The sequence below is a fragment of the Sphingomonas sp. CFBP 13733 genome, assembly GCF_014841795.1.
Taxonomy (GTDB): Bacteria; Pseudomonadota; Alphaproteobacteria; order Sphingomonadales; family Sphingomonadaceae; genus Sphingomonas; species Sphingomonas aerolata.
In genome coordinates, this window is sequence record NZ_JACYUP010000002.1 from 600,489 (window position 1) to 623,019 (window position 22,531).

At 66.8% G+C, this 22,531-nt stretch carries 16 protein-coding genes and 1 tRNA gene; 13 read left to right on the forward strand and 4 right to left on the reverse strand.

What is annotated here, in order from left to right; all coding sequences use genetic code 11:
- The first annotated feature begins 93 nt into the window (after positions 1-93).
- From clpX to IFT71_RS07030, 3 genes are all read left to right on the forward strand, one after another.
- Positions 94-1,359 carry an ATP-dependent Clp protease ATP-binding subunit ClpX gene (clpX, locus tag IFT71_RS07020; protein ID WP_031396414.1) on the forward strand — a complete coding sequence of 422 codons (1,266 nt, stop codon included), beginning with the start codon at positions 94-96 and terminating at the stop codon, positions 1,357-1,359.
- A gap of 253 nt (positions 1,360-1,612) precedes the next feature.
- Positions 1,613-2,743 (forward strand): calcium:proton antiporter, encoded by a 1,131-nt coding sequence (locus IFT71_RS07025; RefSeq protein ID WP_197975092.1) that lies wholly within the window; start codon positions 1,613-1,615, stop codon positions 2,741-2,743.
- Positions 2,744-2,869: 126 nt separating this feature from the next.
- A complete protein-coding gene (locus tag IFT71_RS07030; RefSeq protein ID WP_342212610.1) occupies positions 2,870-3,505 on the forward strand; it encodes a DUF4198 domain-containing protein in 636 nt (211 codons plus the stop codon).
- A gap of 30 nt (positions 3,506-3,535) precedes the next feature.
- Here the strand turns inward: IFT71_RS07030 and IFT71_RS21390 are convergent, their stop codons facing one another.
- Both IFT71_RS21390 and IFT71_RS07040 read right to left on the reverse strand, forming a co-directional pair.
- Positions 3,536-3,856, reverse strand: coding sequence for a hypothetical protein (locus tag IFT71_RS21390; RefSeq protein WP_244654793.1), 321 nt, complete (start codon positions 3,854-3,856; stop codon positions 3,536-3,538).
- Entirely contained in the window at positions 3,853-5,589 is a 1,737-nt protein-coding gene (locus IFT71_RS07040; protein ID WP_192139885.1) for a M1 family metallopeptidase, read from the reverse strand. The genes IFT71_RS21390 and IFT71_RS07040 overlap by 4 nt, the downstream gene beginning before the upstream one ends.
- 198 nt (positions 5,590-5,787) lie before the next feature.
- Here IFT71_RS07040 and lon point away from each other — a divergent pair, with 198 nt between their 5' ends.
- From lon to ahpF, 5 genes are all read left to right on the forward strand, one after another.
- Positions 5,788-8,181, forward strand: coding sequence for an endopeptidase La (gene lon, locus IFT71_RS07045; RefSeq protein WP_031438964.1), 2,394 nt, complete (start codon positions 5,788-5,790; stop codon positions 8,179-8,181).
- 173 nt (positions 8,182-8,354) lie between these two features.
- Positions 8,355-8,627, forward strand: a complete 273-nt coding sequence (locus tag IFT71_RS07050) for an HU family DNA-binding protein (RefSeq protein WP_031438963.1) — start codon at positions 8,355-8,357, stop codon at positions 8,625-8,627.
- Between the two features lie 73 nt (positions 8,628-8,700).
- Positions 8,701-8,775 (forward strand) — tRNA-Val (locus tag IFT71_RS07055).
- Between the two features lie 188 nt (positions 8,776-8,963).
- Complete coding sequence (ahpC, locus tag IFT71_RS07060; RefSeq protein WP_031396422.1) at positions 8,964-9,527, forward strand: alkyl hydroperoxide reductase subunit C; 564 nt, start codon at positions 8,964-8,966, stop codon at positions 9,525-9,527.
- A gap of 208 nt (positions 9,528-9,735) precedes the next feature.
- Positions 9,736-11,319 carry an alkyl hydroperoxide reductase subunit F gene (ahpF, locus tag IFT71_RS07065; RefSeq protein WP_107932362.1) on the forward strand — a complete coding sequence of 528 codons (1,584 nt, stop codon included), beginning with the start codon at positions 9,736-9,738 and terminating at the stop codon, positions 11,317-11,319.
- 278 nt (positions 11,320-11,597) lie between these two features.
- Here the strand turns inward: ahpF and IFT71_RS07070 are convergent, their stop codons facing one another.
- Positions 11,598-11,933, reverse strand: a complete 336-nt coding sequence (locus IFT71_RS07070) for a DUF6481 family protein (protein WP_031396424.1) — start codon at positions 11,931-11,933, stop codon at positions 11,598-11,600.
- A 328-nt stretch (positions 11,934-12,261) separates the two neighbouring features.
- Between IFT71_RS07070 and IFT71_RS07075 the strand changes: the two genes are divergently transcribed.
- Both IFT71_RS07075 and IFT71_RS07080 read left to right on the forward strand, forming a co-directional pair.
- Positions 12,262-13,881, forward strand: a complete 1,620-nt coding sequence (locus IFT71_RS07075; protein ID WP_031438961.1) for a hypothetical protein — start codon at positions 12,262-12,264, stop codon at positions 13,879-13,881.
- A 95-nt stretch (positions 13,882-13,976) separates the two neighbouring features.
- The gene (locus IFT71_RS07080; protein ID WP_192139886.1) at positions 13,977-16,793 is read left to right on the forward strand and encodes a TonB-dependent receptor domain-containing protein; all 2,817 of its coding nucleotides are present in this window, start codon (positions 13,977-13,979) and stop codon (positions 16,791-16,793) included.
- Between the two features lie 127 nt (positions 16,794-16,920).
- On the opposite strand, the gene IFT71_RS07085 is transcribed toward IFT71_RS07080, so the two are convergent.
- On the reverse strand, positions 16,921-17,607 hold the full coding sequence (locus IFT71_RS07085) for a prolyl hydroxylase family protein (protein WP_192139888.1): 687 nt from the start codon (positions 17,605-17,607) through the stop codon (positions 16,921-16,923).
- Between the two features lie 142 nt (positions 17,608-17,749).
- On the opposite strand from IFT71_RS07085, the gene IFT71_RS07090 reads away from it, so the two are divergent.
- From IFT71_RS07090 to IFT71_RS07100, 3 genes are read left to right on the forward strand one after another with little or no spacing between them, the layout of a single operon-like run.
- The gene (locus IFT71_RS07090) at positions 17,750-18,577 is read left to right on the forward strand and encodes a type II secretion system protein N (RefSeq protein ID WP_107046005.1); all 828 of its coding nucleotides are present in this window, start codon (positions 17,750-17,752) and stop codon (positions 18,575-18,577) included.
- A gap of 50 nt (positions 18,578-18,627) precedes the next feature.
- Entirely contained in the window at positions 18,628-20,871 is a 2,244-nt protein-coding gene (gspD, locus tag IFT71_RS07095) for a type II secretion system secretin GspD (RefSeq protein WP_192139890.1), read from the forward strand.
- On the forward strand, positions 20,868-22,502 hold the full coding sequence (locus IFT71_RS07100) for an ATPase, T2SS/T4P/T4SS family (protein WP_192139892.1): 1,635 nt from the start codon (positions 20,868-20,870) through the stop codon (positions 22,500-22,502). Before gspD ends, IFT71_RS07100 begins: the two co-directional genes overlap by 4 nt.
- Positions 22,503-22,531: the final 29 nt, after the last annotated feature.

Sequence of the window (22,531 nt, forward strand, 5' to 3'; positions counted from 1 at the left end):
TAGCGGGTTTATTTGATTGTAGGATATCCGGGGTGCGTTACGATGACCGCCCCGGAAACGGCACGCGCACCGACATGCGCGAGAGGTGATTGAATGACGAAGCTGAGCGGTGGCGACTCGAAGAGCACCCTCTATTGCTCGTTCTGCGGCAAGTCGCAGCACGAGGTGCGCAAGCTGATCGCCGGGCCGACGGTCTTCATCTGCGACGAGTGCGTCGAGCTATGCAACGACATCATCCGTGAGGAAACGAAGTCGGCGCTGGTGTCCAAGAAGGACGGCGGCGTGCCGACTCCGCAGGAGATCTGCGACGTCCTCGACGATTATGTGATCGGCCAGAAGCGCGCCAAGCGCGTCCTGTCGGTCGCGGTGCACAATCACTACAAGCGGCTCAACCACGGCGCCAAGGGTGCCGATGTCGAGCTGTCAAAGTCGAACATCCTGCTTGTCGGGCCGACGGGTTGCGGCAAGACGCTGCTCGCGCAGACGCTCGCCCGCATCCTCGACGTGCCGTTCACGATGGCCGATGCGACGACGCTGACCGAGGCCGGCTATGTCGGTGAGGATGTCGAGAACATCATCCTCAAGCTGCTCCAGGCCTCCGACTATAATGTCGAGCGGGCGCAGCGCGGGATCGTCTATATCGACGAGATCGACAAGATCAGCCGCAAGGCGGAGAACCCCTCGATCACGCGCGACGTGTCGGGCGAGGGCGTTCAGCAGGCACTTCTCAAGCTGATGGAAGGCACGACAGCGAGCGTTCCGCCGCAGGGTGGTCGCAAGCATCCGCAGCAGGAATTCCTGCAGGTCGATACGACCAACATCCTGTTCATCTGCGGCGGTGCATTCTCGGGTCTCGAGAAGATCATCGGCGACCGTCTGCAGGGCAAGTCGATCGGCTTCGGCGCCTATGTCGCCGGACCGGACGAGCGCAAGACGGGCGAGACGCTGAAGTCGGTCGAGCCTGAGGATCTGCTCAAGTTCGGGCTCATCCCCGAGTTCGTCGGTCGTCTGCCGGTGATCGCGACGCTCGAGGATCTCGACGTCGACGCGCTGGTGAAGATCCTGAAGGAGCCGAAGAACGCGCTGGTCAAGCAGTACCAGAAGCTGTTCGAGATGGAGGACGTCGCGCTCGGCTTCACCGACGACGCGCTGGTCTCGGTCGCCAAGAAGGGCATCGAACGCAAGACCGGTGCACGCGGGCTTCGCTCGATCCTCGAGAGCATCTTGCTCGACACGATGTTCGACCTGCCCGGCATGGATGGCGTCGACGAGGTGATGATCGACAAGGACGTGATCGAGGGCCGCAAGGAACCGATCCGCGTCTACGCCGAGAAGAAGAAGGCCGGCGACGCGGCCTGATCCGCGGCGATACTGGTGAGGAAGGGGCGTCGAGCGATCGGCGCCCTTTTTTTGTTTCGTTACGGCGCTTCATTGTCCGTCATCCTGACGAACGTCAGGACCCAGAGCCGCTGAGCGTCGCGTTTGGTATCCTGGGTCCTGACTTTCGTCAGGATGACGGGGCGCGCTGCCGCGTGGGCGGTGGATCGTCAGCGGGACGGACCCTTATCGGGGCGTCGGGCATTCGTTGTCTTAGTGCAACGAGGGAGACCGCATGACGATCGAAGTGGCTGAACAACCGAAGGTAACGGTGGTGGAGACGATGCCGGACCGGCTGGCATTGCCGGTCTGGACGCTGATCGCACCCGGCCTGGGGCTCGTCGCGGTGCTCTTCGGCCTCGCCAAGATGGGGTCGATCGGGACGGCGGCGGCGATCGTGGTGCTGATCGCCAGCGTGCTCGCCGCGGTTCACCATGCCGAGGTCATCGCGCACAAGGTCGGCGAGCCGTTCGGCACGCTCGTGCTCGCGATCGCGGTGACGGTGATCGAGGTGTCGCTGATTGTGTCGCTCATGCTGTCGGATGCCGGGGACGCCGCGGCGCTCGCGCGCGACACGGTGTTCGCCGCGATCATGATCATCCTCAACTTCATCATCGGGCTCTGCCTGCTCGCGGGCGCGGTGCGACATCACGAACAGCGTTTCACGTTGAAGGGGATGAGCGCGGCGCTGGGCGTACTGGCGGCGATGTCGGTGCTGTCGCTCATCCTGCCCAACTACACCTCGTCGACGACCGGGCCGACCTATGCGCCGTCGCAGCTGGTGTTCGTCGCGATCGTCTCGCTGGTGCTCTACGGTACGTTCGTGCTGGTCCAGACGGTCCGGCATCGCGACTATTTCCTGCCCTCCGCCGAGGACCTTGAGACACACGCGCACGCCGCCCCGCCATCACAGCGCGCGACGGGAATCGCGTTCGGCATGCTGCTCGCGGCTCTGGTGTCGGTCGTCCTGCTTGCCAAGACGCTGTCACCGACGATCGAGGCCGCCGTGCTCGGCGCGGGCCTGCCGCTCGCAGTCGTCGGGGTGGTGATCGCCGCGCTGGTGCTCGCGCCCGAGAGCCTCGCCGCGTACAAGGCGGCGCGGCGCAACCGGTTGCAGACCAGCCTCAATCTTGCACTGGGCTCCGCGCTGGCGACGATCGGGCTGACGATTCCGAGCGTCGCGATCGTCTCACTCGTGCTCGACCTGCCGCTTGCGCTGGGGATCGACGCCAAGGGGATGACGCTGCTCGCGCTGTCGCTTTTCGTGGCGACGCTGTCGCTCGGCACCGGACGCACGACCGTGCTGCAGGGCGTCCTCCACCTCGTGATCTTCGCCGCCTATCTGTTCACGACGGTCGTGCCCTAGGAAGCGTATCCGTCACCCACTCCGTCATCCTGACTTTCTTCAGGACGACGGCTGGGGTGGTATCCGCGAGTGACTTGCATTAGCATCGCCTCAGCGGGTTTCGACCCAATAAGCGGGAGAGCGGATGTGAAGACGGCATGGATGGGCGCAGCGATGCTCGCGCTGATGGCAGCAGGCGCGGCGGATGCGCATGAGGTCTGGGTCGAACGCGACGGCACAGGACCCGCGCGGATCTATCTCGGCGAGCCTGCCGAACCGATGCCCGCGGGCGGCGATCCCGAATTCGCCAATCTGAAGACGCCGCGAATCGTCGCGCCCGCCGCGCCTGCGCTGGTTCGCAAGGCCGGGTTCCTCGAGGCTCAGCTGCCCGCGGGCGACGTGCATGTCTGGGACGACGACGTGTTCGCGCCCTGGGGTGATCCGGGCAAGCGCGAGGGCATCATCTACTACGCGCGCGCCGGTCGTGCCGATCCGCGCACCAAATTGCCGTTCGAGATCGCACCGGCAACCGCCAACGGGACGCGCTTCGTCCTGACGCGCGAGGGGAAGCCGGTCGCGGGCGCGAAGGTCACGCTGATCTCGCCGACGCGCGTCTCGACCGAACTGGTCACCGATGCGGCGGGTGCGATCACGCCGCCGCTCGTCGAGAAGGGCCGCTATCTGCTGTCCGCCGCCGCCAAGGATATGACCGAGCACAGCCTGCCGCGCGGGCCCGTGACGACGCTCCACCGGATCACGACGACCAGCTTCACGCTCCCCTGAGACCGCGCGCCAGTTTCGCCGCCGGTCGCGTCAGCGCGCGCGTTGCCGGGCGGCGAGCGCGAGGCCCGCCGCGATCTGGACGACGGCATAGAGGCGGCGGCGGCCCGGGCGGTCGACGAACGGATGGACCAGCGCCTCGGTGCCGAGCGCGTCGTCCTTCCACAGATCGACGTGGCGGCTAGGCTGGAGCAATCCGAGCAGCCCGTCGCCGACCATGAAGATCGCCGCCATTTCCGCGGCGCGGGCGGGCCACAGGTTCTCCTGCGCACGCAGAAGCCCAGGGTCAGGCGCGCCGACGCTTGTGGCTGCTGGGCCCCCGCCTTCGAGGGGGACCGGGGGTGCGTCGGTCATTGCGGTTTCGCCTTCGCTGCCTGTGCGGATTTCCATGCGGCCACCGCCTCGAGGGCGATGCTCCGGCGCAGGACCAGCGCATCGGGGTCGATCACGACATGCGCGCCCTTCGGCACGGCAAGCGTCGCGGTGCCCGTCGTCATCGGCAGCGTCCGCGTCTTGCCGTCGATCTGCACCTCGACCGGCAGCGGGAAGCGGCCATTGCCCGGCACCTTCCACGCCAGCGTCAGCGTGGTGCCGGTGCGTGTCTCGATCAGCTCGGGCAGTGCCGCCTGGCGGAGATACACGTCGAAGAACCAGCCATAATCCTTGCCGGTAACGCGGCGGACGATCGCCTCATACTCCTTGGTCGAGCCGAAGCGGGGGGTGAAGTTGCCGGGCTTCGGATCGGGGCGGCCATAGACCGCGCGGCGCGTCACGTCGAAAAAGGCGGTGTCGCCGATCAGGCCGCGCAATGTGTGCAGCATCCACGACCCCTTGTTGTAGATGTCCTGCCCGGCGCCGCCCTTGTCGAGCTCGTACACCTCCTCCTCGGTGGTGATCCGCTGCTGGGTCATCGGCATGCGGTTCATGATCGCCCCGCGTTCACCCTGCAGCATCGTCGCATAGCGCGCGCGCCCCTCGCGCCACTGGCCGTAGAGCGGCTGCATATAGGTGCCATAGCCCTCGTGCAGCCAGTAATCGTCCCAGTTGGCGGCGGTCAGCTGGTTGCCGAACCATTCATGCGCGAACTCGTGCTGGAACAGCCAGTCGAACCCCTCGGGCGCCTTGGCATAGTCGTTGCCGTAGGCGTTGATCGTCTGGTGCTCCATGCCCTTGTGCGGGGTCTCGACGACGCCCAGCTTCTCGTCGCCGAACGGGTAGGGGCCGATCATGCTCTCGAAAAAGTCGAGCGTTGGGGCGAATTCGGCGAACAGCTTTTCCGCCTGCGGCTTCTCGCCGGGCAGATACCAGTAGAACATCGGGATGCTGTTGCCGAAGCGGCTCTTATAGGTGCCGCGGACCTCCTCATACGGCCCGACATTCAGCGCGATGCCGTACGTGTTGGGGTGCTTCGCGCGCCAGTTCCAGGTGGTGCGGCCGTCGGCGAACGTGTCGACGCCGACCAGCACGCCGTTCGACGGCGCCTTCAGCCCCTTGGGCACGGTGATGTGAAGATCGACCAACGCAGGTTCGCCGGTCGGGAAATCGAGGCACGGCCAGAACAGGTCGCAGCCATAGCCCTCCGCCGTCGTCGCGAACCAGGTGCGCCCGTCGGGGGTCTTCGACCAGACCATGCCGTCGTCCCACGGCGCCTTCACCGCGACATGCGGCGTGCCGCCATAAGTGATCGTCGCGGTCACCTTCCCGCCCGCCGGCACCGGCCGGGGCAGGGTGATCGTCAGCCGCCCCTCCGGATTGGTCCAGGCGGAGGCGGGCAGCGCGACGCCGTCGATCGCGATGGCGCTCACCGGCAGGTTGCGGTCGAGATCGATCGGCAGCCGCGCGACCGGCGCCCGCGCGGTGAAGCGCAGCGTCGCGACGCCGTTCAGCCGCTGCGCATCGGGCAGCACCTCGAAGGCGAGATCGGCATGGTCGAACTGCAGCGCGGTCTGTTCGGGCGTGAGCACGCCCCCCGAACGCTGCGTCTGCGCGGTGATCGCGGGTTCGCCCTTGCGCGGCAGTTGCGCGGAGGCCGGGGGGATGGCGAGCAGCGCGGTGCAGCTGGCGGCGAGGAGGAGGCGCGGGATCATGCGGCGCGTTGTTGCGCGGCGTTCGGATCGATACAAGAGCGATAGGCGCACCCGTGATAGGACGGCACGGTGTGACGGAGTCCCGGACGGTGTGTGGGGGCGGTTCGGCGATTACGTAGCCCGGCGATTGATGGATCCGCCATCCTCACCATATAATGAGCTGACGCCGACCTTGTTCGGTCCGGTACCGGAGCTTGCATGACCCACTATCCCGTTCTTCCGTTGCGCGACATCGTCGTGTTTCCGCACATGATCGTTCCGCTGTTCGTCGGCCGCGAGAAATCGGTCGCGGCGCTCGAGGCGGCGATGGCGGCAGAAAAGGAGATCTTCCTGGTCGCGCAGCTCGACCCGGCCGAGGACGATCCCGCGCGCGACGATCTCTACACGATGGGCGTGACCGCGACCGTGCTCCAGCTGCTCAAGCTGCCGGACGGCACGGTACGCGTGCTGGTCGAGGGCAAGGTCCGCGCGACGCTCGAGACGCTCGACGAGAGCGGCGACTTCCTCACCGCCGAAGTCGCGACGGTGGCCGATGCCGAGGTCGAGGGTCCCGAGATCGCGGCGCTGATGCGCTCGGTCGTCGACCAGTTCGAGAATTACGCCAAGCTCAACCGCAAGCTGCCGGCCGAGACCGCGACCCAGCTGTCCGAGATCACCGAGGCCGCCCGGCTGTCCGATGCCGTAGTCGCCAACATCCAGATCAAGGTCGCCGACAAGCAGGCGATGCTGATGCAGACCGACCCCGCCAAGCGCCTCGAAATGGCGTTTGCGGCGATGGAGGGCGAGCTCGGCGTCCTGCAGGTCGAGAAGAAGATCAAGAGCCGCGTCAAGCGCCAGATGGAGAAGACGCAGCGCGAATATTACCTCAACGAGCAGTTGAAGGCGATCCAGCGCGAGCTCGGTAACGAGGGTGACGAAGGCGAAGGCGACGAGATCGCCGAGCTGACTCAGAAGATCGCGACGCTCAAGATGAGCAAGGAAGCGCGCTCCAAGGCGACCGCCGAGCTCAAGAAGCTGAAGACGATGGCGCCGATGAGCGCCGAGGCGACCGTCGTGCGCAATTATCTCGACGTGCTGCTCGGGCTTCCCTGGGGCAAGAAGTCGAAGATCAAGAAGGACATCTCGGCGGCACAGGCGGTGCTCGACGAGGATCATTATGCGCTCGAGAAGGTCAAGGACCGGATCATCGAATATCTTGCCGTCCAGGCGCGCACCAACAAGCTGAAGGGGCCGATCCTGTGCCTCGTCGGCCCGCCGGGCGTCGGCAAGACCTCGCTCGGCAAGTCGATCGCCAAGGCGACGGGTCGCGAGTTCATCCGCCAGTCGCTGGGCGGCGTGCGTGACGAAGCCGAGATCCGCGGGCATCGCCGCACCTATATCGGCTCGCTGCCGGGCAAGATCGTCACCAACCTGAAAAAGGCGGGGGCGTCGAACCCGCTGTTCCTGCTCGACGAGATCGACAAGCTCGGCCAGGATTTCCGCGGTGATCCGGCGTCGGCGCTGCTCGAGGTGCTCGACCCCGAACAGAACGGCAAGTTCCAGGATCATTATCTGGAGATCGACCTCGATCTGTCGGACGTGATGTTCGTGACGACCGCGAACACGCTCAACCTGCCTCAGGCGCTGCTCGACCGGATGGAGATCATCCGTCTCGAGGGCTATACCGAGGACGAGAAGGTCGAGATCGCCGAGCGGCATCTGATCGCCAAGCAGATCGAGGCGCATGGCCTGAAGGACGGCGAGTTCGTCCTGACGCAGGAGGGGCTGCGTACGCTGATCCAGCAGTACACCCGCGAGGCGGGCGTGCGTACGCTCGAGCGCGAGATCGCCAAGCTGGCGCGCAAGGCGCTGCGCCGGATCCTCGAGGGCAAGGCGACGAGCGTGACGATCACGCCCGACAACATCGCCGAATTCGCGGGCGTGCAGAAATATCGCCACGGCCTGTCCGAGACGGAGAATCAGATCGGCGCGGTCACCGGGCTCGCCTGGACCGAGGTCGGCGGCGAATTGCTGACGATCGAAAGCGTCACCGTGTCGGGCAAGGGCGCGGCGAAGCTGACGGGGACGCTCGGCGACGTGATGAAGGAGTCGATCGAGACCGCGTTCAGCTACGTCAAGGCGCGTGCGCCGAGCTATGGCATCAAGCCGTCGCTGTTCAACCGCAAGGACATCCACATCCATCTGCCGGAAGGCGCGACGCCCAAGGACGGACCGTCGGCGGGTGTCGGGATCGTCACGTCGATCGTCTCGACGATGACCGGCGTGCCGGTCCGGCGCGAGGTGGCGATGACCGGCGAGGTGACGCTGCGCGGTCGCGTGCTGCCGATCGGCGGGCTGAAGGAGAAGCTGCTCGCGGCGCTGCGCGGCGGGATCACCACCGTGCTCATCCCGCAGGAGAATGAAAAGGACCTCGCGGACATTCCGGCGAACATCAAGGAGGGGCTGAAGATCATCCCCGTCAGCCATGTCGACGAGGTGTTGCGGCTTGCCCTGACCGAGCCGCTCGAGGCGATCGAGTGGACCGACGCGGACGAACTGGCGGCCTTGCCGCCCGCGCCGATCCCGCCGGTCGGGGGCGGTCTTCACCACTGAGCGCATCCGGCGCGGTATTTCGCCGCGTCACGATGGCCGTTACCGAACCGCGCGGTTAGAGCGTCGCGCGGCGGTTTCGTTTGACAGCAGACGATACCGCCGCGTTACTGCCTGGAGATTGGCGCCGCGATTCCATCGCTGCCGATTCGGTATTTGTTTGGGGGATTAACTGTATGAACAAGCAGGAACTGATCGCGACGGTCGCGGACACGTCGGGGCTGGTCAAGGGCGATGCGGTCAAGGCCGTCGAAGCCGTTTTCGACGCGATTTCGGCCGCGCTGAAAAAGGGCGAGGAAGTCCGGCTGGTCGGGTTCGGCACCTTCTCGGTCTCGAAGCGCAAGGCCTCGACGGGACGCAACCCGCGCACTGGCGAGCCGATGACGATCAAGGCGTCGACCCAGCCCAAGTTCAAGGCGGGCAAGGGGCTGAAGGATTCGGTCAACTGATCGACCGATCATGACCGACAGGGCTGGACAGCGCGGCACGCCGCGCTTAAAGGCCCGCTTCCGAACCAGTTTCGGGCGCGTAGCTCAGCGGTAGAGCACACCCTTCACACGGGTGGGGTCACAGGTTCAATCCCTGTCGCGCCCACCAGATTTACGCCGGTCCTCTCCATTGCGAGCGGGCCGGCGTTTCTGTTTTCGGGGTTGTTTCAGTGCCTTATTCGATCTTTGGTGCCTCTGTGATCGACTGCGTGAATGTACTAGATCGGCATTCTGCATTTCACGCTGCGCCGCAGCATCCCATATATGATGCGTCGCACAATTCTAAGGAGCTACCCCATGTCGATCATCGGCACGCAGCTGAAGCCGTTCACCACCCAGGCCTATCGCCAGGGCAAGTTCATCGAGGTGTCGGATGCCGACGTCACGGGCAAGTGGGCGGTCTTCTTCTTCTACCCCGCGGATTTCACGTTCGTCTGCCCGACCGAGCTCGAGGATCTGGCCGACAATTATGCGGCGTTCCAGAAGATGGGCGTAGAGGTCTACAGCGTGTCGACCGACACCCATTTCTCGCACAAAGCCTGGCACGACACGTCGCCGGCGATCGGCAAGATCGATTACACGATGCTGGGCGATCCGTCGGGCACCATCACGCGCAACTTCGACGTGATGCGCGAAGGCCAGGGCCTGGCCGATCGCGGCACCTTCGTCGTCGACCCGCAGGGTGTGATCCAGCTGATGGAAATCACCTCGGAAGGCGTCGGCCGCAACGCGATGGAGCTGCTGCGCAAGGTCAAGGCCGCACAGTATATCGCAGCGCACCCCGGCGAGGTCTGCCCCGCCAAGTGGGAAGAGGGTGAGACCACGCTCGCCCCGTCGCTCGATCTCGTCGGCAAGATCTGAGCCACTGACAGAGCCGGTCGCCCGGCTTCGTCACCCAAGGGGAAGGGGTTCGCTCCTTCCCCGGCCTGCCGGACTTCGGTCTGGCAGCCACCCTGCTGCATGACGCCCCGATGTCGTGCGGCACGGTGGACCCCGGACCCGGTCCGGGGTGACGATTTTTGCGACGGCAGTCTGCCGCGCGTCCCTTTCACCAGACAGGAGAGCGTCCGTGCTCGATGTGAACCTTACCGCGCAGCTCAAGACCTATCTGGCGAATATCGTCCAGCCGATCGAACTCGTCGCCTCGCTCGACGACGGCGCCAAGTCGCGCGAACTCGAGGGCCTGCTGACCGAGATCGCGGCGCTGTCCGATTCGGTGACGATGGTTCGCAAGGACGACGACAAGCGTCGCCCGTCGTTCATGATCCGGCGTGCCGGCACCGATATCGGCGTGCGCTTCGCCGGCATCCCGATGGGGCATGAGTTCACCTCGCTCGTGCTCGCGCTGCTCCAGGTCGGCGGGCATCCGTCGAAGCTGACACAGGAGGTGATCGAGCAGGTCCGCGGGCTCGATGGCGATTTCGCGTTCGAGACCTATTTTTCGCTCAGCTGCCAGAACTGCCCCGAGGTGGTGCAGGCGCTGAACCTGATGAGCGTGATCAACCCGCGGATCAGCCATGTCGCGATCGAGGGCGGCGTGTTCCAGGACGAGGTCACGAACCGCAACATCCTGTCGGTGCCGGCGATCTTCCTCAACGGCGAGCCGTTCGCGCAAGGGCGGATGAGCGTCGAGCAGGTCGTCGCGAAGCTCGACACGGGCAGCACCGCGCGGGCGGCCGAGAAGATTGCGGGCAAGGATCCGTTCGACGTGCTCGTCGTCGGTGGCGGCCCCGCCGGCGCGGCAGCGGCGATCTACGCCGCGCGAAAGGGCATCCGCACCGGCATCGCCGCCGAGCGCTTCGGCGGTCAGGTGCTCGACACCATGTCGATCGAGAATTTCATCTCGGTCGCGCATACCGAGGGGCCCAAGCTCGTCGCGCACATGGAGCAGCATGTCGCCGAATATGGCGTCGACGTGATGAACTTGCAGACCGCGAGCAAGCTGATCCCGGCGACGCAGGTCGGCGGCCTGCACGAGGTGCAGCTCGCGAGCGGCGCGTCGCTGAAGGCGCGGACCGTGATCCTGTCGACCGGCGCGCGCTGGCGCCAGATGAACGTGCCGGGCGAGGAAGCGTATCGCAACAAGGGCGTGACCTATTGCCCGCATTGCGACGGCCCGCTGTTCAAGGGCAAGCGCGTCGCGGTGATCGGCGGCGGCAATAGCGGCGTCGAGGCGGCGATCGACCTGGCGGGCCTCGTCGCGCACGTCACGCTGATCGAGTTCGACAGCGATCTGCGCGCCGACGCGGTGCTCCAGCGCAAGCTCGCCAGCCTGCCCAACGTCAAGGTCGTCACCTCGGCGATGACCACCGAGGTGCTCGGCGACGGCAAGCAGGTGACGGGGCTCAGCTACAAGGATCGCAACCACGACACGCTGCATCAGGTCGAGCTGGAGGGGATCTTCGTCCAGATCGGGCTCGTGCCGAACACCGAATGGCTGACCGACACGGTCGCGCTGACGATGCGCGGCGAGATCGAGGTCGATCACCGCGGCGAGACGTCGATCCCCGGCGTGTTCGCGGGCGGCGACGTGACGACCGTCCCGTTCAAACAGATCGTGATCGCGATGGGCGAAGGCTCGAAGGCGGCGCTGGCGGCATTCGACTACATGATCCGGCTCGCGCCCGAAGAGCAGGACGCGCTCGCAGCCTGAGGGCGGGGGGCTTCTCCCCCGTCCGTCATCCGGGACCCAGGGTCACGCGCGCTGGCGTCCGTGGCTCTGGATCCTGACTTTCGTCAGGACGACGATGTGTGTGGGGTAAGCGTCACCCGCCTCCGTCATCCTGGACTTGATCCAGGATCCAGAGTTGCAGGCGTTGGCGCTTGTGGCTCTGGATCCTCGCGTTCGTCAGGATGACGGTGAGGCGAGGCAGCGGCCGAAAATCTTGGCGGCGTATAAGAAAAAGGCCGGGGAATTCCCCGGCCGTTTCCTCACTTCTTCTTGGCTTTGCGCGCCGCATATTTGGCGTCGCGGAGTGCCTTCTTGTCGGCGTCGGACATTTGCGACTTGGCTTCGGCCTCGAGCGCGCGGGCTGCGGCTTCGGCGGCGGCGGCCTTCTTGGCGGCCTTGGCCTCCTCTTCGGCATCGCGCTTGGCCTGGCGCTTGGCGCGCTCGGCCTCCTCCTTGGCGGCGCGAGCGGCGGCGCGCTCGGCGGCGACCGCCGGATCGATCGCAGGCTTGGCGCGCAGTTTCTCGAGCGCCTTCAGCTTCGCGTCGTTTGCAGAGGCGGTACGTTCCTGAAAACCGGGGTCCTTGAAAGAGGCCATACTCGTCGAAAATTCCTGTAATCGCGGTGAAATCCGCGGGATTGCCCGGATAAGGGCCTTGCTAGCGTCCGTGCCCCTTAAATCATTGTGCCGCGCAGCGAAAGCGGGGTGATGCACCCCGGGCCCCCGCGATACCGTCCGTCGTCGTCCCGCCCCGGCTCAACGCGCGCATCTCCGCCCGGGTGTCACATTGCTGAAACACCGCCGTCATCCGGCCGTCATCGAAACCGCATCTCGCTGTCATCTACGCCGCCTAACCGCCGTTGAGAGATCGGCAGGGGGACCCGAGTCGATCCACGCAATCAATGATCGACCGGGAGTTCCGTGAATGACCAGCTTCAAGCGCATCGGCCTTATCCTGCTGACCAGCACCGCCTGTGCGGCGCTGTCGGCATGCGGAGGCGCGGACAGCGTCGCGTCGCCGGGTGCGGGCACCATCGTGATCCCGCCGGCAACGCCGACCCCGACGCCGACCCCCACGCCGACGCCGACGCCCAGCGCGATCACCGCGGCACAGTTCGCTGCCCCGACCACGGTCAACACCATCACGATCACGCCTGACGAGCAGCTCGCGGTCGTCAACGCCGGCACGAACAACAATGTCAGCGGCGTCAGCACCGGCCTGAACGGCCTGTATCCGACCTCGGCGACGTCGCTCACCACGCCGATGGATCCGTCGACGCTCAACAGCTTCTTCACCAGCACCAACTTCGTCGGCGCGCTCAACGGCCCGACCGACACCGCGTTCCAGGGCTGGACCTGCAACTCGACCTCGGCCGAATTCGGCGGCTCGGGCGCACGCTGCACCGCAGTGCCTTCGGTTGGCGCGGTCACCGCGACGAGCGTCTGCCCGACCGGTACGACCGATGACGGCCTGGTCGCGACGTTCCGCGCCTGCCGCCTGCCGACCGTGATCAGCGGCACGCTGACGCTGCCGAAGATCGCGGGCGTCTTCTATCGCCTGCGCGGCCAGACCGAGATCGGCACCGATGTCGGCACGACCGGTGCGGACAATGGCGCGATCCTCAACATCGAGGCCGGCGTCGTGATCGCAGCGGATTCGAGCGAGACGACCAACGACCTGCTGATCGTCAACCGCGGGTCGAAGATCAACGCAGTCGGCACCGCCACCGCGCCGATCGTCTTCACCTCGCAGCAGAACCTGGCGTCGAACGGCGTCAGCGACGCGACGCAGGGCCAGTGGGGCGGGATCGTCATGCTCGGCCGCGCACCGGTCGCGGTCTGCGCCACGGGCACCGGCCCGAACAATGCCGCCGGCAGCAGCACGACCTGCCAGCAGGCGATCGAGGGTGTCACCGGGCGCTTCTATGGTGGCCCGACGGCCGCCGACAGCAGCGGCACGATGCAGTACGTCCAGATCCGCTACAGCGGCATCGCGATCAGCGACGGCAACGAGCTGCAGGGCCTGACGCTCGGCGGCACCGGCTCGGGCACCACGCTCAACCACATCCAGAGCCACAATTCGGCGGATGACGGCATCGAGATCTTCGGCGGCACGAGCAACCTGAAGTATATCGCGATCACCGGCGCGGACGATGACGGCTTCGATATCGACAATGGCTATCGCGGCTTCATCCAGTTCATGATCGCCGCCCAGCGCACGCTCGGTGCGACCGCCGACTCCTTCTCGACCGAGATCGATTCGAACAATGCCGAGGACCTGCTGCCGCGCACGTTCGGCCGCTACGCCAACTTCACCTTCATCCAGACCGCGCTGGCCCCGGCCGCGATCCGTCTGCGTGGTGGTGCCGACATGACCTTCGTCAACGGCGTGGTGAAGACTCCGGCCAACGTTGCCTGCGTCAACATGATCGCGGGCGAACAGACGACGGGCGGCCGCACGACGGTCCGGCCGGCGGATGCAGCGCTGCAGGACGTCGGACCGCCGGCGTTCAGCTCGGTCTACTTCGCCTGCCAGGGCCGCTGAGGCGGGCGCCATTTGAATGCGCCGTGATGCCGGGGCGGTCCTTGGGGGACCGGCCCGGCATTCGCCTATGACTTTACGAATCGGGATTACAGGCCATGTCCAAGCGCCGCGCCTACGGAACACTGCTCCTCCTCACCTCGACGCTGGTCGCGCCCGCCGCGCTCGCGCAGACCGCGCCCGCGCCGGCCGCACCGCCGCGGCCCGCCGCGACGCCGCAGGCCGAGGCGGACCAGACCAATGCCGCGACGCCGGGCACGACGGCCCAAGAGCAGACCGCACAGCAGGCCACACCACAGGCCGCACCCGAAGCCGGCGTCGAGGTCTCGAGCCCGGGCTATGACGCCGCGGCGGGCGAGGACATCGTCGTCGTCGGGCGCAACATCCCGAACACCGTGCGCGCGACCGCACAGATCGTCTCGGTGCTGTCGAGCGCGGACATTGCGCGGACGGGCGAGGGCGACATCGCCGGCGCACTGACGCGCGTCACCGGCCTCAGCGTCGTCGGCGGCGGCTTCGTCTATGTCCGCGGCCTCGGCGATCGCTATTCGTCGTCGCTGCTCAACGGTTCGCCCTTGCCGAGCCCAGAGCCGCTCCGCCGCTCGGTTCCGCTCGACATCTTCCCGACCGCGATCGTCGGCTCGGCGCTGGTCCAGAAGACCTATTCGGTGAACTATCCCGGCGAATTCGGCGGCGGCGTGATCAACCTCACGACCAAGGCGATCCCGGAGAAGAACTTCCTGAGCATCGGCGGGTCGATCTCTGCCGACACCGTGACGACCAGCGAGCTCGGCTATACCTATTATGGCGGCGATGCGGACTGGATCGGCTTCGACGACGGCGCGCGCAAGGTGCCCGCCTTCATCAAGAACGCGCCCGGCGGCACCGGGATCATCCCGACCGATCAGGTCGCGCAGCTGACGAACGCCAACACGACGCTGCTCCAGCGCAACAACCAGCTGCCGGCCAACTGGTCGGGCGAGCTGAGCGGCGGATCGGTGTTCGACTTCGGCTCCGACCGGCTGGGCATCATCGCATCGCTGAGCGCGAGCAACACCTTCCGCACGCGCTCGTCGACGCAGCAGGATTCGGTGTCGACCGACGGCACGCTGCGCAACGATTTCCAGACGCTGCTGACCGACAACCGGATCGTCACCAACGCGCTGATCGGGCTCGGTTACGAGTTCGGCCCGAACACGATCCGCTCGACCACCGTCTATATCCACGACACGCTGAAGCAGGCGCGCGGATCGTCGGCGACCGTCTACAACAATTCGAGCGGGCTGCGTTTCCAGCAGAACACAAACTGGTTCGAACGCCAGCTGTTCGAGAGCCAGCTGGTTGGCGAGTTCAAGCTGACCGACGTGCTGAAATTCGACGCGCGCGGCGCCTATGCCAATTCGAAGCGCAACGCGCCGTACGAGCGGCAGTTCGACTATCTGTGCTCGGCAACCACCACGACCGGCCTGCCGATCAGCGTCGAGGCACCCAATGGCTCGGACGGCGCGCAGTGCAACGGCGCCTATCAGGTGACCCAGCGCTTCACGCCGTTCGCCTCGATCATCTTCAGCGAACTGAACGAGGATCTCTACACCGGGCAGGGCGACCTGTCGTACAAACTCGACACCGAGCGGCCGATGACGCTGTCGACCGGCTATTTCTATTCGGACACGAAGCGCAATTCGACGCGCCTCCAGTTCAACTACCAGACCGCAGCGGGCGGCGGCACCGCGCCGGGCTATCCCTACAACCTGCTGCGTCCCGACTATCTGCTCGGGATCGATTCGCTCAACGCGAACCAGATCCAGCTGCAGTTCAGCACGCCGCTCGGCGCCTATGCCTATGACGCGTCGCTGCGCATCCATGCGGGCTATGTCCAGGCCGAGGCCGAGGCGACCGACGGCGTCCGCGCGACGATCGGCGTCCGCTACGAGACCGCCGAGGAGCAGGTGACGCCGATCGGTACGACGACGACGCGGTTGAAGAACGATTATTTCCTGCCCGCCGCGACGCTCACCTACAACTTCGCGAACAACATGCAGCTGCGCGCAAGCGCATCGAAGACGATCTCGCGCCCGCAGTTCCGCGAGCTCGCGCCGCAGCAGTTCCGCGATCCCGAATCGGATCGTCTGTTCTTCGGCAACCCGCTGCTGAAGGACTCGGAACTCTACAATCTCGAGGGCCGCTACGAGTGGTTCTTCGCGCGCGACCAGCGCTTCACGCTCGGCGGCTTCTACAAGGAGATCAAGAACCCGGTCGAGCAGGTCGGCTTCTACACCGGCGCGGACGACCGGCTGCAGACCGGCTTCACCAACCTGCCCGAGGCCACGCTCTATGGCGCGGAGGTCGAGCTCCAGAAATATTTCGACCTCGATTTCCTCAACTCGGACTTCTTCGCGACGCGCCGCGCGCTGTTCATCGCCAACTACACCTATTCGAAGTCGTCGATCACCGCGGACAATAGCTGCGTCCCGAACGTGCTCAACCAGACGCTCGGCGGGTGCCAGGCGGGCTTCGGTCCGGCCTCGCTCCAGTTCCGCGATGGCGCGTCGCTGACCGGCCAGTCGGACCATCTGGTCAACGTCCAGGTCGGGCTCGAGGATACGGCGTCGCTGTCGGCGATCACGCTGCTGTTCAACTATGCCAGCAACCGCGTGACCAATCGCGGCCCGTCGAACCTCAGCGGCGTCGGCTTCCAGCCCGACATCATCGAAAAGCCCGGCATCCGCCTCGACCTGGTCGCACGGCAGGGCTTCGAACTCGTCGGCGGCAAATGGGAACTGAAGGCCGAAGCGCGCAACCTGACCGGCACGCGGTTCCAGGAGGGCCAGACCTTCGACAATGGCGCGCAGGTGTTCATCAACCGCTATAATCTGGGCCGGGTGTTCACGCTGGGGCTGAGCACGACGTTCTGAAGCTGGGCGGCGGCGGGGCTGGGCCGGGGGGGCTAGCACCGCCCCGTCATCCCGGCGGAAGCCGGGACCCAGGGTCACGGGCGGACCGCTGCGTGGCTCTGAATCCCGGGTACCGGGGTAGGGGTAGCTACCTCCAGGGGCGCTCGCGGTACCATTTCGTGATGACGTATTTGACGCCGCTGCGGACCTTCATGCCGTGGTGGAGCGTCGCGGGGTTGGGCGTGCCGTCGGGCCGGCGGTTGTTCCAGGCGAGCAGCTTGCCCGTCTCGGGCTGGACGATCTTGTCGATCGCCTTGAACCGCGTCGCGCCGCCCGCCTCGGGCTGGTTGAGATAGACCATCACGGTCCAGGTGCGATTGCCCGCGACGCTGCAATAGCGGTCATAGTCGACACCGGTCGGCTCGAAATAATCGGTGTGTCCCTTGAACTCCTGCCCCACCGCATAACGCTGCCCCTGGAGCGGTTCGCCATAGATGCCGTCGAGCCCGGTCAGCGCAGCGATCCGCGCCTCGACGTCGATCACCACCGGATCGGCGGGGTCGAGGTCGCCCGTCTCGCTCGTGCGGTAGCTCGCATCGCCGTTCGAATCGGAAATTGTCGACGGGCGACGGACGGCGTCGATCCGCTCGAGCAGCGCGGCGCACAGCGCGGGCGACAGGAAGCCGCGGTTGAGGAAGAGCGTCAGCTTGGGGCTCGGCACGCGCTGGACGCCGGGGGCCGCGGTCAGCCGCGCGACAACCGGCTCGGCGGGCAGGCCGCTGCCGAGTGAGACCGGAGAGGGGGCGGGCGGCGTGTCGGCGGAGGTAATGACCATGATGCTGTTTTGCCGGGCAATCCGCGCTTGCGCCAGCGCGGCATAAATCTATCGCCAGATTGACGCGTAACTGTAACATGGCATGCCTAGCGCCATTGGGGGCGCCAATGGCGGCGGCACCGCGTCGGGAGGGGGTTCGCTCATGCGATTGACGATCGACGCACGTGCGCGCCGTATCCTGCGGCGGCTGCCCGTGATCACGGTATATTCCGCCGCCGAGCTCGCGCTGATGGCGGGGCTGGCGGTGCAGTGTGCGCGGCTGATCTGGGTCGCGGTGGCGCCGGTGACGCCGCTCGGCGCGTGGCGCCCGGCAGCGATCGCACCCGCGGGGGCGAATGGCGACATCCTGCGCAGCTTCGATCCGTTCTTCCGGCTGGGCGCGCCCGCCGGCGCCGGACCCGCGACCGTCACCGCGCTGCAGTTGACGCTGTTCGGGACGCGGATCGACGATGCGACCGGTCGGAGCTCGGCGATCATCGCGGGCGCGGACAATGTCCAGACCAGCATCGTCGTCGGCGAAGAGATCCAGCCCGGCGTCCGGCTGAAGGCGGTCGCGTTCGACCATGTCACGATCGATCGCGGCGGCGTCGACGAGGATCTGTTCCTCGACCAGTCCGACGCGGTCGCGCCGGTATCCCCGACCGGCGCAGCGCCGGGCGCGGCGCCACCGCCGGGCGGCGCGGGCATCGCGATCGGCCAGTTGCGCAGCGAGATCGGCTTCATCCCGCGGATCGACGGCGGCCGCGTCAGCGGGCTGACGGTCCGGTCGCAGGGCTCGGGCAACGCCTTCCGCCAGGCGGGGCTGCGCGACGGCGACATCGTCACCTCGATCGGCGGGCGTCCCGTCACCGGGCCGGGCGATCTCGACCGCATCGCCGCCGACTTCGCGCAGGGCGGCAACGTGCCCATCACCGTCGAACGCGGCAAGGACACGCTGCCGCTCGCCATCACGATCGCACCTCCGCAATGATCTCCGGCATGGCTCTCGCTTCCCTTCCCCTTTCCAAGACCAAGGCTGCAATGAAGAATCTGGTTTTCGCCTCGGTCCTTGCTCCGGTGCTGGCGCTGACGCTGGCGGCGGAAGTGCGCGCGCAGACGACGCTCAACGTCCGCGACGCCGATATCCGCGCGTTCATCGCCGATGCCGCCAAGGTCACGGGGCGCACCTTCATCATCGACAACCGGGTGTCGGGCAAGGTGACCGTCGTCACCGACCGGCCGCTCAGCCGGTCCGAATATTTCGAGGTGTTCCTCTCCACGCTGCGCGCCAACGGGCTAGTCGCGGTGCCGACCTCGAACGGGGCGTTCCGCGTGCAGCCGCTCGACAATGCCGCGTCGCAGCCGAGCCGGATCGGCGTCGCGGGGGCGGCGCGCAACAGCTATGTCACCGAGATCATCCGGCTGCGCGCGACCGACGCGGCGAGTGCGGTCGACACCGTCCGGCCGCTGGTCAGCGCGCAGGGGTCGGTCACCGCGAACCGCGGCGGCAACAGCCTGGTGGTGGTCGATTTCGCCGACAATATCCGCCGCATCCGCGAGGTCATCCGCCGGGTCGACACCGACACCTCGTCGACGCGCGTCGTCGCGCTCAAGAATGCGAGCGCGCGCGACATCGCGACCGCGCTGCAGGGCCTGATCGGCACCGGCGGGGCCGCGGGCGGCGCGCAGGGCGGCGGCGCGGGATCGGGACCGACCGCGTCGGTGGTCGCGGTCGAGGGATCGAACGCGGTCGCGCTGCGCGGCGATCCGACGACGGTCGCGCGGCTGGCGCAGGTCGCCGCCGACCTCGACCAGAAGGCGCGCAACGGCACCGAGATCAAGGTCGTGTTCCTCGAAAACGCCGATGCCGAACAATTGCTGCCGGTGCTGCAGGAACTGGTCGGCCAGACCCCGACCCAGCCGAGCAGCCAGCCGCTGTCGCGCTCCAATTTCGGCGCGAACAGCAGCAGTGGCAGCAATGGCGGCGGATCGGGCTTTGGCGGCACCCAGCAGGCGCAGGTGAGCCAGCCGGTCCAGTCGAGCGGCGGATCGTCGGGATCGGGCTCTGGCCAGCCCGCGATCACCGCCGCGGGGGGCCGCACCGCCGCGGTCGTCACGCGCTTCATCGGCGCCAACGCGATCGTCATCGCCGCGCCCGCCGAGATCCAGCGTCAGCTCGCCGAGGTGGTCCGCCAGCTCGATACGCGCCGCGAACAGGTGCTCGTCGAGGCGATCGTCGCCGAGGTGTCGGACACCACCGCACGGACGCTGGGTGCGCAGTTCATCGTCGGCGATCCCAGCGGCGGCGCGTTCGGCGCGTCGACCTTTTCGAACTCCGCGCCGAACATCCTGCAGATTGCGGGTGCGATCGGCGCGACGCAGCTCAATACCTCGACCACGACGACGACGAACACCGACGGCAGCACGACGGTGACGAAGAACACCAGCAGCGCCGCCGACACGCTCCAGCAATCCGCGATCAGCTCGATCCTCGCCGCGACCGGCGGGTTCGGTGGCTTTGGCGGCAAGATCGGCAGCACCTTTTTCGGCGCGATCATCAACGCGGTGAAGAGCGACACGACGTCCAACCTGCTCCAGGTCCCGCACCTCGTCACGCTCGACAACCAGGAAGCGCACAGCCTGGTCGGGCAGGAGATCCCGATCACCACGGGGCAGGCGCTGTCGAACAATTTCGACAACGCGTTCCGCACCACGCAGCGCCAGAATGTCGGGATCGAGCTGACCGTCCGCCCGCAGGTGAATTCGAGCGGGACGGTCAAGCTCAACCTCCGGCTCGAGGTCAGCTCGATCGCCGGTCCGGTGTCGAGCGACAATAGCGACCTGATCCTCAACAAGCGCGAGGTCGAGACGGTGCGGACCGTCGACGACGGCCAGATCGCGGTGATCAGCGGCCTGCTCGACGACAACGAGCGCCGGACGATCGAGAAGATCCCGCTGCTGGGCGACCTGCCGGTGCTCGGCCACCTGTTCACCTCGAAGGCGAAGCAGCGGTCGAAGACCAATTTGATGATCTTCATCCGGCCGACGATCCTGCGTACCGCGGGCGACAGCCGGCGGATCACCGAACAGCGTTACGGCTATCTGCGTTTGCAGCAGGGGCTCGCCGAGCCCGAGCGCGAGCCGTCGATCGACCAGCTGGTGCGCGACTACATGGGCGCGGCGCCGCCGATCCCGTCGGGGCCGATCCCCGGCAGCATCGAGGATCCGCGGATCGCGGTACCGGTGCGCAGCACGAGCACGGTCTTCCGGCCGGTGAAGAAATGATCATCCGCGAGGGGCATGACATTGCGCGTTCCCCGGCGGAGGCCGGGGCCCAGTTGGGTGATCCTGTCCCGTCGATCGCGACCGCTGCCCAACTGGACCCCGGCCTTCGCCGGGGAACGGAGGTCGAAGAGGTCGCACTCCCCCAGATCACCATCCCCTACGCCTTCGCACGCAAGTTCGGAGTCGTCGTCGACCACACCGACCCCGATTCGCCGCTGACGATCGCGATGCGCGCGGGCGCGGACCCGAAGGTGCTGCTCGAACTGCGCCGCTATCTCGGCCGCCCGTTCGCGATCGGCACGGTCGAGGCGCCCGCGTTCGACCGGCTGCTTTCCAACGTCTATGCGATGGACGGCCAGGCCAATGCGCTCGCCGCGGTCGGGATGGGCGACGAGCTCGATCTGCTCGCAGGCGACATGCCGACCGCGGAGGATCTGCTCGACACCGCCGACGACGCGCCCGCGATCCGGCTGATCAACGGGATCATCGCCGACGCCGCGCGCAACGGCGTGTCCGACATCCATATCGAGCCGTACGAGACCGGCCTCGTCGTACGGATGCGCATCGACGGCGTGCTGCGCGAGACGTTGCGTATGCCGCCCAACGTCGCGCCGGTCGTCGTCAGCCGGATCAAGGTCATGGCGCGGCTCGACATCGCCGAGCGCCGCGTGCCGCAGGACGGCCGCATGGGGCTGACTTTGGGTGGCAAGCTGCTCGACGTCCGCGTCTCGACGCTGCCGAGCCGCGCGGGCGAGCGCGTCGTGCTGCGTATCCTCGACAAGGAAAATGCCGGCATCGACCTCGAGGCGCTGGGCCTCCCGCCCGCCTTGTTCGCGCTGCTGAACGAGGCGCTGAGCGAGCCGAACGGTATCATCCTCGTCACCGGGCCGACCGGCTCGGGCAAGACGACCTCGCTCTACGCCGCGCTGCGCCTGCTCAACGACGGCAGTCGCAACATCCTGACGGTCGAGGATCCGGTCGAGTACGCGGTCGACGGGGTAGGACAAACCCAGGTCAATCCGAAGGTCGGGCTGACGTTTGCGGCGGGGCTGCGCGCGATCCTGCGTCAGGATCCCGACGTGGTGATGGTCGGCGAAATCCGCGACCGCGAAACCGCCGAGATCGCGGTGCAGGCGTCGTTGACCGGGCATCTGGTGCTGTCGACCGTCCACACCAACGACGCGATCGGCGCGATCACGAGAATGCGCGACATGAAGGTCGAAAGCTTCCTGCTCGCCTCGACGCTGCGCGCGGTGATCGCGCAGCGGCTGGTGCGGCGGCTGTGTCCGACCTGTCGCAAGGCTGTGCCGGCATCGGATACCGTCGCGCCGTTGCTCGGCATCGCGCCGGACGCGGTGGTCTACGTCGCGCAAGGGTGCGACGACTGCAACCAGACGGGCTACAAGGGCCGGATCGGCGTGTTCGAGGCGGTCCGCATCGACGACACGATCCGTCGCCTGATCAACACCGACGGCGCCGAATCCGACATCACCGCGCATGCCTTTGCCAAGTCGCCGAACATGGCACAGTCGGCGCGCGAACTGGTGCTGTCGGGACAGACCACGGCGGAGGAGGCGGTCCGCGTCTCGCGCCGCGACACGACCGAAGTCGTCGAGGTGGCGGCGGCATGACGCCCCTCTGGCCTTCCGTTCGTTTCGAG